At 66.8% G+C, this 13204-nt stretch carries 9 protein-coding genes; 4 read left to right on the top strand and 5 right to left on the bottom strand.

Annotation, left to right across the window (positions count from 1 at the left end; all coding sequences use genetic code 11):
• Positions 1-9: 9 nt before the first annotated feature.
• From A7D27_RS16065 to A7D27_RS16050, 4 genes are all read right to left on the bottom strand, one after another.
• Positions 10-1158, bottom strand: a complete 1149-nt coding sequence (locus A7D27_RS16065; RefSeq protein ID WP_069561421.1) for a PilZ domain-containing protein — start codon at positions 1156-1158, stop codon at positions 10-12.
• A gap of 15 nt (positions 1159-1173) precedes the next feature.
• A complete protein-coding gene (locus A7D27_RS16060) occupies positions 1174-2688 on the bottom strand; it encodes a glycosyltransferase (protein WP_069561420.1) in 1515 nt (504 codons plus the stop codon).
• 98 nt (positions 2689-2786) lie between these two features.
• On the bottom strand, positions 2787-4214 hold the full coding sequence (locus A7D27_RS16055; RefSeq protein WP_069565428.1) for a mannose-1-phosphate guanylyltransferase/mannose-6-phosphate isomerase: 1428 nt from the start codon (positions 4212-4214) through the stop codon (positions 2787-2789).
• A 152-nt stretch (positions 4215-4366) separates the two neighbouring features.
• The gene (locus A7D27_RS16050) at positions 4367-5677 is read right to left on the bottom strand and encodes a nucleotide sugar dehydrogenase (RefSeq protein WP_069565427.1); all 1311 of its coding nucleotides are present in this window, start codon (positions 5675-5677) and stop codon (positions 4367-4369) included.
• Between the two features lie 587 nt (positions 5678-6264).
• On the opposite strand from A7D27_RS16050, the gene A7D27_RS16045 reads away from it, so the two are divergent.
• Positions 6265-7269 (top strand): GNAT family N-acetyltransferase, encoded by a 1005-nt coding sequence (locus A7D27_RS16045; RefSeq protein WP_069565426.1) that lies wholly within the window; start codon positions 6265-6267, stop codon positions 7267-7269.
• 301 nt (positions 7270-7570) lie between these two features.
• On the opposite strand, the gene A7D27_RS16040 is transcribed toward A7D27_RS16045, so the two are convergent.
• Complete coding sequence (locus A7D27_RS16040; protein ID WP_069561430.1) at positions 7571-8131, bottom strand: RNA polymerase factor sigma-70; 561 nt, start codon at positions 8129-8131, stop codon at positions 7571-7573.
• A 399-nt stretch (positions 8132-8530) separates the two neighbouring features.
• On the opposite strand from A7D27_RS16040, the gene A7D27_RS16035 reads away from it, so the two are divergent.
• The 3 genes from A7D27_RS16035 to A7D27_RS16025 all read left to right on the top strand — a co-directional run.
• Positions 8531-8749: an MbtH family protein gene (locus tag A7D27_RS16035; protein WP_044404743.1), complete on the top strand. Its 219-nt coding sequence runs from the start codon at positions 8531-8533 to the stop codon at positions 8747-8749.
• A gap of 1 nt (position 8750) precedes the next feature.
• Entirely contained in the window at positions 8751-9509 is a 759-nt protein-coding gene (locus tag A7D27_RS16030) for a thioesterase II family protein (RefSeq protein WP_069565425.1), read from the top strand.
• A gap of 84 nt (positions 9510-9593) precedes the next feature.
• Positions 9594-13204: condensation domain-containing protein (locus A7D27_RS16025; protein ID WP_139134108.1), on the top strand; the 3611-nt coding region annotated here is incomplete at its 3' end.

Raw genomic sequence — 13204 nt, 5'->3', positions numbered from 1 at the left:
CGACAGGCCTCAGCGGGTGGCGCCGAGCAACGGCAGGCCGAGGTAGAAGTCCACCGCCACCGGCTGCTGGTAGGTAACGCGGGGCAGGGGCTGTTCGGGCTTGAGGGTCAGCACCACGCTCTGGGTCTGGGCGTCGACGCTGGAGGCGACGATCTCCCCGGCGATCACCTGGTCGCTGCCGTACACGCTCATGTCCACCGCGCGCACCCGATTCAGGTCGGGCAGCTTGGCGAAGGGCACGCTGGCGCGCACCACGAGGTCTTCGTCCTTCGGCAGCAGGTGCACCAGGGGGGCCTGCTTGTAGTTGAAGCCGTCCAGGCGGCGGCTGGGGAAGTACAGGTCGCAGTCGCAGGGGCTGTTGATCAGGGTCTCCACGGTGGCGCGGTTGAGCAGGGCCTGGACATCGCCGGGGGCAAGGTTGGAGAGGGCGGCCATGTCGGCCGGGCTGGTGAAACTGGTGGCCAGTTGAGTGGAGATGCTGGCCAGCGGTTCGCCCGTGGTGACCGAGCTCTGGCCCGGCTTGAGCAGGTACTTGACGAAGCCGTTCTCCGGCATGGTGAGCACGTAGGCATCGGCGCTCACCGTGGCCTGTGCGGCGGGGATGCGGAAGAACAGCAGGTAGGCCTTGTAGCTGACGATGCCCAGGGCGGCGAGGCCGATGAGGCTGAAGGCGAGGGTGCCGGCGGCGGCCTTGAGTCGGTCCAGCGGGGTGCGGGCGAGGGCGTGTTTCTGCTTGCGCTCCTTGATGTAGTTCTCGCGCTGCATGACGTTGAACAGCCCGTTGATGTCGGCGATTTCGCCGGACATGTAGGACGAGATGATGTAGCGCAGGATGTCGCGCTTCTGCGCATCCAGCTCGACGAACTGCGCGCCGACCTCGCTGCCGCGCTGGGAGACGATCTTCAGCTTGGCGTCGATGTTCAGGTCCAGCTTGGCCAGGCGCAGCTTGATGGAGGCGTTCATCAGGGTGCCGAGCTTGAGCGGCTGGGCATGGATGAGGCCGATGCCGCCGAGGGAGATGTCCTGGATGTCGCATTCCAGGCCAGCGAGGCCGCCGCCGCTGAGAATGACCTTGGCAGGAATGCGGGTGCGCACATGCTGGCGCTCGTCGATGGCTTCATGGATGACGTTGTCGGGTACGAGGGTCGTGCTGCTCATGGCTGTCGCGCCTGCTTAGATTTGAGTGAGTTCGAGGAGCACCGAAACGACGCCCAGGAAGATCGCGATGGAGGAAAACATCATCGCCTTGGAGGACCAGCGGTTGAGCCGGACGTCGAAGCTGACGCCACGGTTGCTCAGGGTGGTCTTCTGGCGGGTCCAGCTCTGCTGGTCCATGTGGAAGAGGGCGTACACCTTCATGATCGAACCCACGATCTGGTTGTAATAGAGAACGAACGGATACAGGGCATCCACCGGGTGGCCGCTGAAGTGGAACAGCAGCGTCACCAGCGTGCGCGACAGCAGCACCCAGAACAGGTACACCAGCAGGTACTGCACGCCAAACAGCAGGGCGGCGGCCACCGAGGCGGTGAGGCCCATCAGGCAGGTCCACATGGACAGGCGCTGGTCGTAGAGCACGTACAGGGTGAAGGCCCCCAGGCGCCCCAGGCCCAGCAGGCTGGTGGCGCGGAAGTTCTGCCGCAGCGAGTTGCCGTACCAGCGGAACATCAGCTGGCGGGTCGCGCGGAAGAAGTTGCTGTCCGGGGGATGCTCCACGGTCAGGGTGTGGCTGTCGGGGACGTAGAAGGTGTCCCAGCCGGCGCGCATCAGGCTGAACCAGGAGGACTTGTCGTCGCCGGTGAGGAACTGGAAGCGCCCCAGGCGCCAGTGTTCGAGGAAGTCCGCCTCGACGTCGCGGATGAATTCCGGGTCGGTCATCACGCTGGCGCGGAAGAACGACAGCCGGCCGGTGAGGGTCAGCACGCGCCGGGAGAGGGCCATGGAGCACATGTTGATGTGTCGCTGGACGAAGCGCATGGTGTGCCACTCCTTGACCAGCTTGCCGCCTTCCACCTCGCAGTATTCGTTGGTGGTCAGGCCGCCGACGCTGGGCAGCAGGGCGAACATCTTCACCGCCCGCTCGACGCAGCCGGGCAGCATGATGGTGTCGCCGTCCACCACGCCCACCACCGAGTTCTGCAGCGGCATCTGCCGCGACAGCGCGCGGAAGGCGTGGGCCAGGCCATCGCGCTTACCGGTGCCGCGGGCACGCACGATGATCAGCTTGATGTCGCTGCGCTCGCGCACCTCGTCCCGCATGATCGCCTTGATGAAGTTCTCGTCGCCCTTCTCGACGATGGAGGCGATCACCGTGCAGGGCACGCCCAGACGCTGCACCTCCTGGAACACCGAGCGGTAGACCTTGAAGGTGGTGGTGGTGGGAATGCGGAAGCTGGTCACCACCATGAACAGGTGGTCCGGCAGCGCCTCGTCCCCCATCGCCTCGACTTGCTTGCGCATGCGCGGGAACTTCCAGTGCAGGAAGTACATCCCCCTGAGGAAGTGGACGGCCGCGTTGCTGTAACGCCAGATGCCGATGGCCCCGATGATGAAGATGAACTTGTGGTGGGCCGGGTCCAGGTACTCCGGGGCCACCATCTCCGAGGCCAGGGCGACCAGCGCGAACAGGCATGTCCAACCGATCAGCTTGCGCAGGCGTCCGCAGGACGCGGCGTCTGAAGCGTGCATCCAGTACTACTCCATTCGTTCGACACGACTTCCATTGGCACGCGCGCCGCTTGGCATCCGTGCCTCCCCGCAACGGGGCCGTGACGGCCCCGCTGCACTCAGTCCATCAGTTCCGGTGTGCGCCCGTAGACGTCGTCCAGGCGCTTGATGTCGTCCTCGCCCAGGTAGCTGCCGGACTGCACCTCGATCAGCTCCAGGGGGATCTTCCCGGGGTTGGTCAGACGGTGGACCGAGGCCACCGGGATGTAGGTCGACTGGTTCTCGCTGAGCACGAACTGCCTGTCGTCACAGGTGACGAAGGCCGTGCCGGACACCACGATCCAGTGCTCCGCGCGGTGGTGGTGCATCTGCAGCGAGAGGCTGGCGCCCGGTTTCACGGTGATGCGCTTGACCTGGAAGCGCGTGCCCTCGTCGATGCTGTCGTAGGCGCCCCAGGGACGGTGCACCCGGCTGTGGCGCTCGGCCTCGGGGCGGGACTCCTCCGCCAGGTGCCCGACCAGTTGCTTGATCTCCTGCACGCGGTCCTTGTGGGCGACCATCACGGCGTCCTTGGTCTCCACCACCACCACGTCGTCCAGGCCGACCAGGGTGACCAGCTTGTGCTCGCTGTGGACCAGGCTGTTGCGGCTGTTCTGCAGCACGACGTTGCCGCGCGTGACGTTGCCGGCGGCGTCCTTGCGCTGGATCTCCCAGAGCGAGGACCAGGAGCCGACGTCGCTCCAGCCGGCGTCCAGGGGCACCACGCAGGCGCGGTTGGTGTGTTCCATCACGGCGTAGTCGATGGAGTTGTCGGGGCAGTGCTCGAAGCTCGCCGGGTCGATGCGGAGGAAGCCGAGGTCCTGCTCGCTGCGGGCCAGGGCCGCCTCGCAGGTCTCGTAGATGCCGGGCTCGTGCTGCTTGAGTTCCTCCAGGTAGCGGCTGGCACGGAACAGGAACATGCCGCTGTTCCAGAAGTACTGGCCCTCCTCGACGAAGCGTCGGGCCGTGGCCAGGTCGGGCTTCTCGACGAAGCGTTCCACCGGCAGCACGCCTTCGGGCAGGCCATTGCCGTGGGGGGCGGTGCGGATGTAGCCGTACCCGGTCTCCGGGCTGGTCGCCGGTACCCCAAAAAGCACCAGGGCGCCTTGCTCGGCCGCCAGCCGGGCGCGTGCCAGGGCACTGTGGAAGGTCTGGACGTCGTCGATGACGTGGTCGGCCGGCAACACCAGCAGCAGTTCGTCACGCCCGGCCTGGAGCAGCGTCAGCGCAGCAATGGCCACGGCCGGCGCGGTGTTGCGGCCGAAGGGTTCCAGCAGGATGGACTGGGCCTTCCTGCGGATGCCGGCCAACTGGTCGGTGACGATGAAGCGGTGGGCTTCGTTGCAGACCACCATCGGCGGCTCGAGCCCTTCGAGGGCCAGGCGCTCCACGGTCTGCTGGAACAGGGTGTTCTCACCGACCAGGGCGAGAAACTGTTTCGGGTACTGCTTGCGCGATAGCGGCCAGAGGCGCGAGCCACTGCCGCCGGACAAGATGAGCGGAATCATGCCGTCTCTCCCGGGCGTTCAAGAATCAGTTCACTGGGGCGTTCAAAGTCGGGTTGCCTGGCGCCGGCACGCTTCTCGGTGGGGCCGGTGCTGGCCCCGTGGCGGCCTGTCGCGCTACACCGCAGCGGTGGTGCGCACCGCTGCGGCAGGGTTTACCAGCAGATGCCTTCCTTGCCCTGGCTGCTGGGGGTCTGCATGAAACCCACCAGGTCCAGGACCTGCTTGTCGGGTGCAATGGATGCCAGGACCTCACCGAACTGGCGGTCGTTGTTGCCGAGGATGATGACGTCGGAGTCGTCCAGCACTTCGTTCAGGTCCTTGCGCAGCAGGGCCGACACGTGGGGGATCTTCGACTCGATGTAGTCCTTGTTGGCGCCGAACACGCGGGCGTACTCGACGTTGCGGTCGAAGATCTTCAACTCGTAGCCCTTGCCGATGAGCATCTCGGCGAGCTCCACCAGCGGGCTCTCCCGCAGGTCGTCGCTGCCGGCCTTGAACGACAGGCCGAGCAGGCCGATCTTGCGTTTCTCGTAGCCGGTGACGAGGTCAAAGGCGCGTTCCACCTGGACCTTGTTGCTGCGCATGACCGAGGCGAGCATCGGGTGCTCGACGTCCAGGGTGCCGGCACGGTAGGTCAGGGCGCGCACGTCCTTGGGCAGGCAGGAGCCGCCGAAGGCGAAGCCCGGACGCAGGTAGTAACGGGACAGGTTGAGCTTGTGGTCCTGGCAGACCACGTCCATCACCTCGCGCCCATCGACGCCACAGGCCTTGGCGATGTTGCCGATCTCGTTGGCGAAACTCACCTTCACCGCGTGCCACACGTTGCACGTGTACTTGATCATCTCCGCCACTTCCACGGGCTTGCGGATGATCGGCGCGTCCAGTTCGCGGTAAAGCTCCTCAAGGAGGTCGCCGGATTCACGGTCCAGTTCGCCGATGACGGTCATGGCGGGGTAGTCGTAGTCCTGGATCGCCGTGCTCTCGCGGAGGAACTCGGGGTTGGTGGCGACGCCGAAGTCGACACCGGCGCGTTTGCCGGAGCAGTCTTCGATGAGGGGGATCACCACGTTCTTCACGGTGCCCGGCAGCACGGTGCTGCGCACGACCACGGTGTGGCGCGTGGATTTGCCGCGCAACGCCTCGCCGATCCGCCGGCACACGGCTTCCAGGTAGATCAGGTCCAGGTCGCCGTTGCGTTTGCTCGGGGTTCCTACGCAGATGAACGACATGTCGGTGGCCATGATGGCTTCCCGCACATCGGTGGTCCCGCGCAGCAAACCCGCATCGACCCCCTTGCGCAACAGTTCTTCGAGACCCGGTTCGACGATGGGGGACTTTCCCGTGTTGATCAGGTCGATCTTCTGCTGGGAAACATCAACTCCAACAACTTCATGCCCCCGGGAAGATAAACAGGCCGAACAAACTGCGCCTACATACCCGAGACCAAAAATACTGATATGCATATATCCCTCTACACAATAAAAGAATCGCCACCCCTCCATGGAGGACTGCTGTCATTTATGGTTTTTGTCTGACACATCTGGAGGACGCTGGGCGGGCTAATTTAAGCACCTTCTTCCAGACTAAGAGGAATTAATTGCGATGTTCAACACTTGGCTAAAAAAAATTTATTTTTCTTAAAAATCAATAAGTTAAAAATCGCATTTTACATGACGTCAAAAATTCAGCGCCAACTAGTCTGTTTTTTGGCGTCAATAAAATATCGATTTTATAGAGCGATTCGCTATGGATTTCTGGATTCTTGAGCGGAAATATTGCGGATGTCCGGGGTGTTTAAAAGTGTGCAGGTGTGGGTGTCTTAATTAATTGAAAGTGTGCGTTATTACGCTGTTCCAATTAATTGGAATATGGGTTGGCAGGACGTTTAATTGCGCTTGGAAGTGGCGGCCGAATATATGGAAGTAGCAGTGGGTGGCGACTGATGAAGTGCTGGATGGGGCATGTCATGTCGCGAGGTGTGCGCCCTGCCTAATTTCCATGTCGCCTGCAGCGTTTCATCAGGGACAGTCAATCACTCGCGAGCTTCACCATGCCCCGACAGCATCCCCTGTCGAGCCTGCCCCTGCCCGGGGGGCGGCGCCTCGACGTCGACGAATCCCATGACCGCCTGCACCTGCTGCTGGATGGCCAGCCCCTGCTGGTGATGACCGCCCAGCCCGGCGTGCTGCCGCTGCTCAAACCCCTCGAGCCTGCGCTGCCCGATGCCGAGGCGTTGTGGTGGGCGAGCTACCTGTGGCTCGCCCGTGAGCTTGAGTGCCAGGCGCTGCGCTGGCAGTTGAGCGCCGCCCCGGCAGAGGCGCTGGGTGAAGGCTGGCTGGTGCCGGCGCAGGAGCCTGGCGTGTTCGTGTGCGAGCGTGGGGTGTTCTGGCAGCGGCCGATGCCCTGGGTGCAGATGCAGCCGGTCTACCCGGAGCGGCTGGTGATGAGCGAAGGGCGGCGCCACCCACGGCGTCCGCCCAAGCCGAGCGGCGAGGTGTATCGACGTTTCGATGCGCGGCTGGGGGCCGAGTTCTCCCTGCGCACGCTGGACATCGAGGCTGACCTGGAGCGCTTCAACCGTTGGCAGAACTCACCCCGCGTGCTGGCTTTCTGGCAGGAGGGCGGCAGCCTCGACCATCACCGCGCCTACCTGCAGCGCCAGGCCGGCGACCCCCATACCCTGACCCTGCTGGGCTGCTTCGCCGACGAGCCGTTCGCCTACTTCGAAGCCTACTGGGCCAAGGAGGACCGCATTGCGCCGTTCTACGCGGTGGACGACTACGACCGCGGCATCCACATGCTGGTGGGGGAGGAGCACCATCGCGGGCCGCACAAGGTGGCCGCCTGGCTGGCGGGGCTGACCCACTACCTGTTTCTCGACGATCCGCGTACCCGCCGCGTGGTGGCCGAGCCCCGCGCCGACAACGCGCGGATGATCGCCCACATGCAGGGCCTGGGCTTCTACCGCGAGAAGGAATTCGACTTCCCCCACAAGCGTGCCGCGCTCATGGCCATCGGCCGCGAGCGCTTCTTCGACCGCTGCACGCTGGCCTGAACCGCACCCGGGCTACAGGGTGGCGGATCCGTAGCCCGGACTTCAGTCCGGGAATCCTCCCGATGCAGATCCCGGGCGTGAGCCCGGCGGCGACGTGGGGATTGGCAGGGAAGGGGCCTGGCAGCCTGGGGCGCCATGCCGAACCCGGGCTGAAGCCCGGGCTACAGGGGTGAGGAGCATCCGTAGCCCGGACTTCAGTCCGGGAATCCCTCCGATTCAGATCCCGGGCATAAGCCCGGGCGACGGGGCGCGGGTTGGTGGGAAGGAGCGGGGCAGGGAAGCCCCGCGTCAGGCGGGAGGGTCAGGCGATGCGTTCGGGCTGGTCGGCGTCGTTCTGTGCACGGGTCACCTTGCGGCAGTGCACCAGGGCGTCGCGGATCATGAAGTTGACCAGGGTCGGCGAGACGCCCAGCTCCTTGGCGATGTCCTTCTGCGGCACGCCGTGCAGGCGGTACATCTCGAAGGCATAGCGGGTGCGGGCCGGCAGCTCGCCGAGGGCGTCGGCGATGTGTTCCAGGGTGGCGTAGTTGATGTGCGAGGTCTCGGGGGAGGCGCCTTGCATCACCACCACGTTGAGGCCTTCTTCCTCGGTGCCGGCATAGCGCTGTTCCAGGGCCTGCTTGCGGTAGTGGTCGATGGCCAGGTTGCGCACGATCTGGAACAGGTAGCTGAGCTGGGCCTTGATCGAACTGGTGATCCTCGGCGCCGACTGGAGGCGGAAGAAGGCGTCCTGCACCACGTCTTCGGCCCGGGTCCGGCAGCCGGTCACCCGCATCGCGATCTTCACCAGGATGGAGCGATTGTCGATGAAGACCTGCAGAAGTGGGGAATCAAGCCGGCTTGTTGAGAGTTGATCCGTCATGGAAATCACCTTGCGCATGGGTAGGCATAGGGCCCGGTTACCTGTGGGCTCCCGTTCAGCGGGGTAACAAATTATGACCAATGATAATCATTGTCAAATGCGATAGATAAGCAATTCATGTCGAGGGGAAGCAGATCACGCCGAGGTTTCCGGCGTGTTGCGGGGCCATGACGGAACAGGGACGGCGGTTGTGAAAAAGAATGTGCGTGGGGCGCGTGATGAGCAGGAAGGTCTGTAGGACCGGCCTACAGGAATCCAGTCTTCGCCGTGGTGCCTGGTGACGCCTCGACCGGGGCCGGAGGGTTCACCCCGTACCGCTAATTATTCCCGTTCGCCATCCGTACTCCTCAGTGCAAGCACGGGCAGGTCGCCCGGCCCAACTCGCATGAGGAGACAGACATGGTGTTCGATCGTGATGACGTGGTGTTCCAGGTGGTCATCAACCACGAGGAGCAGTACTCGATCTGGCCGGACTACAAGGCCATCCCCGCCGGCTGGCGCGCCGCCGGCAAGAGCGGGCTGAAGCAGGAGTGCCTGGCGTACATCGAGGAGCACTGGACCGACATGCGCCCGCTGAGCCTGCGCAAGCAGATGGAACAGGCCGAAGGGGTGGCCTGAGGTGAGCGCGCCGATCAGCCTGCGCCTGTTCTGCCTGCCGTATTCCGGCGCCAGCGCCATGGCCTACAACCGCTGGCGGCGCATCCTGCCCGCCTGGCTGGTGGTGCAGCCGCTGGAATTGCCGGGGCGCGGCATGCGCATGGACGAGCCGTTGCACACCCGCATCGACACGCTGGTGGCGCAGCTCGCCTGCGAAGTCGCGCCCCAGGTGCAGCAGCCCTACGCGCTGTTCGGCCACAGCCTGGGCGGGCTGCTCGCCTTCGAGCTGGCCCACGCCCTGCGTGAGAAGGGGCTGCCCGAGCCCCTGGCGCTGTTCCCCTCGGCCACCGCCGGCCCGGCCCGGCGCAACGTCGATGACTACCGCGACGCCAAGAGCGACGCCGAGCTGATCGCCAGGCTGCGCAGCCTCCAGGGCACCCCCGAGGAGGCCCTGGCCAACGAGGAGCTGCTGCGCCTGACGCTGCCCATCCTGCGGGCCGACTTCCTCGTCGCCGGCAGCTACGCCTACCGCCGGCGCGAGCCGCTGCAGGCGCCCATCCATGTGCTCGGCGGCAAGGCCGACGAGCTGCGCGTGGATGAGCTGCTGGACTGGCAGGACGAGACCGCCACCGGCTTCTCCCTCGATATGTTCGAGGGGCACCACTTCTTCCTCCAGCAACAGGAGGCCGCCGTGCTGCGCACCCTCAAGCGCTACGCCGAGCAGCACCTGCTGCGCCTGCGCGCCCGCACGTCGCGCCAGGTTCCGCTGGCGGCCGGCTGAGCCGCCCGGCGCGGCCGTCGTGTCGGGCGCGCCCCTTCGCTTCAACGAACCCCGAATTCAAGCCGCATCAGGCAGGACGACAACATGATGGACGCCTTCGAACTCCCCAGCACCCTGGTCCAGGCCCTGCAGCGCCGCGCTGCCGAACAGCCGGAACGCCTCGCCCTGCGCTTTCTCGAAGGCGAGGGCGACGGCGTGGTCATCAGCTACCGGGAGCTGGACCGGCGCGCCCGCGTGATCGCCGCCGCCCTGCAGGCGGAGGCGGCGTTCGGCGACCGCGCGGTGCTGCTGTTCGACAGCGGCCCCGATTACGTCGCCGCGTTCTTCGGCTGCCTCTACGCCGGCGTCATCGCCGTGCCGGCCTACCCGCCGGAGTCCGCACGCCGCCATCACCAACTGCGCCTGCTGTCGATCATCGACGACGCCGAGCCGGCCCTGGTGCTCACCAGCGCCGCCCTGCGCGAGCCCCTGCAGCAGATGAACCAGGACCTGGGCACTGCCGGCCCGGCGCTGCTCTGCGTCGAGGACCTGCAGGACGAGCTGGCCGACGCCTGGTGCGAGCCGGTGCTGGCCGCCGAAGACATCGCCTTCCTGCAATACACCTCCGGCTCCACCTCGCTGCCCAAGGGCGTGCAGGTGAGCCACGGCAACCTGGTGGCCAACGAGCTGCTGATCCGTCGCGGCTTCGGCATCGGCGCGGACGATGTGATCGTCAGCTGGCTGCCGCTCTACCACGACATGGGCCTGATCGGCGGCCTGCTGCAACCCATCTTCAGCGGCGTGCCCTGCGTGCTCATGTCGCCGCGCTACTTCCTCGAACGCCCGGTGCGCTGGCTGGAGGCCATCGCCCAGTACGGCGGCACCGTCAGCGGCGGCCCGGACTTCGCCTACCGCCTGTGCTGCGAGCGGGTCAGCGCCGGGGCCCTGGCGCGGCTGGACCTCAGCGGCTGGCGCGTGGCCTTCTCCGGCTCCGAGCCGATCCGCCAGGACAGCCTCGAACGCTTTGCCGGCCAGTTCGCCGCCTGCGGCTTCGACGCCGCCAGCTTCCTCGCCTGCTACGGCCTGGCCGAGGCGACTCTGTTCGTCACCGGCGGCGTGCGCGGCCAGGGCATTCCCGCCCTTGGCGTGGACGGCGCCGCGCTGGCGCAGAACCGCATCGAGCCGGGCGCCGACAGCCTGCTGATGAGCTGCGGCTTCGGCCAGCCCGAGCACGCGGTGATGATCGTCGAGCCGGCCACCGGCGCCGTGCTCGGCGAGAACCAGGTGGGCGAGATCTGGGCCTGCGGCCCGAGCATCGCCCACGGCTACTGGCGCAACCCGGAAGCCACCGCCAAGGCCTTCGTCGACCGCGACGGCACCAGTTGGCTGCGCACCGGCGACCTGGGCTTTTTGCGCTACGGCGAGCTGTTCGTCAGCGGCCGCCTCAAGGACATGCTCATCGTCCGTGGCCACAACCTCTACCCGCAGGACATCGAGCGCACCGTCGAGACCGAGGTGGAGCTGGTGCGCAAGGGCCGCGTCGCCGCCTTCGCCGTGAAACAGGATGGCGAGGAGGGCATCGGCATCGCCGTGGAGATCGGCCGCAGCGTGCAGAAGGCCCATGCGCCGGAAACCCTGATCCGCATGATCCGCCAGGCCGTGGCCGACGCCTGCCAGGAGGCGCCGCGCGTGGTGGTGTTGCTCAACCCCGGCGCGCTGCCCAAAACCTCCAGCGGCAAGCTGCAACGCTCCGCCTGCCGCAGCGGCCTGGAAGACGGCAGCCTCGACGCCTACGCCTGCTTCCCCGATGCCGCCGCCAGCGCCACGCCGGTTGCCAGCAGCGAGGCGGCCGGTGACCTGCAGCAGCGCATCGCCGCCCTCTGGTCCGAGCAGTTGCAGGTGCCGGTCGTGAACGCCGACGACAGCTTCTTCCTGCTGGGCGGCAACTCCATCGGCGCCGCCCAGGTGATGGCGCGCCTGCGTGACGAACTGGGCCTGGAGCTGGAACTGCGCCAGCTCTTCGAAGCCCGCTCCCTGGCTGAATTCACCGCAGCCGTGCAGGCCCAACAGGCCGCCGGTGCGCCGCGCCAGGGCGCCATCCCGCGCCTGCCGCGCAACCAGGACCTGCCGCAATCCCCCGCGCAGAACCGCCTCTGGTTCCTCTGGCAACTGGACCCGCAAAGCGCCGCCTACAACATCCCCGGCGGCCTGCGCCTGCGTGGCGAGCTGGACGAAGGCGCCGTGCTGCGCAGCTTCCAGCAACTGGTGCAACGCCATGAAGCGCTGCGCACGCGCTTCCTCGAACAGGACGGCGTCGCCCTGCAACGCATCCTGCCGTCCCAGGAACTGACCCTCTCGCGCCTCGACCTCAGCCACCTCGACGGCGCCGAACGCGACGCCCGCGCCGCCCAGTTGCGCGAAGAGGAAGCCCAGGTGCCCTTCGACCTGGAGCACGGCCCGCTGCTGCGCCTGACCCTGGTGCGCCTGGACGACGAACAGCACCAGCTGTGGCTGACCCTGCACCACATAGTCGCCGATGGCTGGTCGCTGAACCTGCTGCTGGACGAGTTCTCCCGCCTCTACGGCGCCGCCTGCGGTGGCCCGGCGGCGGACCTGGCGCCCTTGCCCCTGGGCTACGCCGACTTCGCCGTCTGGCAGCGCCAGTGGCTGGCCGAAGGCGAGGCCGAGCGCCAGCTGGCCTGGTGGCGCGAGCAACTGGGCGACGAGGCCCCGGCCCTGCAACTGCCCACCGACCGCCCGCGCACCGCCCAGCGCAGCCACGCCGCCGCGCGCCACAGCCTGCGCCTGGATGACGACCTGGCCAAGGCCCTGCGCGCGCTGGCCCAGGCCGAGCACTCGACCCTGTTCATGGTGCTGCTGGCGGCTTTCCAGGGCCTGCTGTTCCGCCTCAGCGGGCAGGCGGACATCCGCGTCGGCGTGCCCGGCGCCAACCGCCAGCGCCTGGAAACCCAGGGCCTGGTCGGCTTCTTCATCAACACCCTGGTGCTGCGTGGCCAACTCGACGGCCGTCGCACCTTCAGCGCACTGCTGGCCCAGGCCCGCGAAGCCACCCTTGGCGCCCAGGCCAACCAGGACCTGCCCTTCGACCGCCTGGTGGACGCCCTCGGCGGCGAGCCGTTCCAGGTCATGTTCAACCACCAGCAGCGCGACCTCTCGGCGCTGCGCCGCCTGCCGGGCCTGCTCGCCGACGAGCTGCCCTGGCACAGCCGCGAAGCCAAGTTCGACCTGCAACTGCACAGCGAGGAAGGCGCCCGTGGCCGCCTGACCCTGGCCTTCGACTACGCCACCGAACTGTTCGACGCCGGCAGCGTGCGCCGCCTGGCCGAGCGCTTCGTCAGCCTGCTGCGCCAGGTGGTTGAGCAACCGTCGCGGGCCCTGGGCGATATCCAGTTGCTGGACGAGGCCGAGCGCAGCCAACTGGCCGGCTGGGCCCGTGCCCCGCAGCCCGTTGCCCATCGCTGGCTGCCCGAGCTGCTGGAGCTGCAGGCTGCCGCCGACCCGCAGCGCATCGTCCTCACGTGGGCCGGAGGGCAACTGGACAGCGCCACGCTGCACCGCCGCGCCAACCGCCTGGCCCACCGTCTGCAAGCCCTGGGCGTCGGCCCCGACGTGCCGGTGGCCATCGCCGCCGAGCGCTCGCCGGAACTGCTGGTCGGCCTGCTGGCCATCATCAAGGCCGGCGGCGCCTATGTGCC

The organism is Pseudomonas sp. 1D4 (assembly GCF_001728925.1).
Taxonomy (GTDB): Bacteria; Pseudomonadota; Gammaproteobacteria; order Pseudomonadales; family Pseudomonadaceae; genus Metapseudomonas; species Metapseudomonas otitidis.
Note: the sequence above shows the minus strand (reverse complement) of the source record. Positions and strands in the feature narration are given on the sequence as shown.

Coding starts and splice junctions, on each gene's coding strand:
- A7D27_RS16050 (WP_069565427.1), bottom strand. CDS start 5,677: ATGCATATCAGTATTTTTGGTCTCGGGTATGTAGGCGCAGTTTGTTCG.
- A7D27_RS16060 (WP_069561420.1), bottom strand. CDS start 2,688: ATGCACGCTTCAGACGCCGCGTCCTGCGGACGCCTGCGCAAGCTGATC.
- A7D27_RS16035 (WP_044404743.1), top strand. CDS start 8,531: ATGGTGTTCGATCGTGATGACGTGGTGTTCCAGGTGGTCATCAACCAC.
- A7D27_RS16040 (WP_069561430.1), bottom strand. CDS start 8,131: ATGACGGATCAACTCTCAACAAGCCGGCTTGATTCCCCACTTCTGCAG.
- A7D27_RS16055 (WP_069565428.1), bottom strand. CDS start 4,214: ATGATTCCGCTCATCTTGTCCGGCGGCAGTGGCTCGCGCCTCTGGCCG.
- A7D27_RS16045 (WP_069565426.1), top strand. CDS start 6,265: ATGCCCCGACAGCATCCCCTGTCGAGCCTGCCCCTGCCCGGGGGGCGG.
- A7D27_RS16065 (WP_069561421.1), bottom strand. CDS start 1,158: ATGAGCAGCACGACCCTCGTACCCGACAACGTCATCCATGAAGCCATC.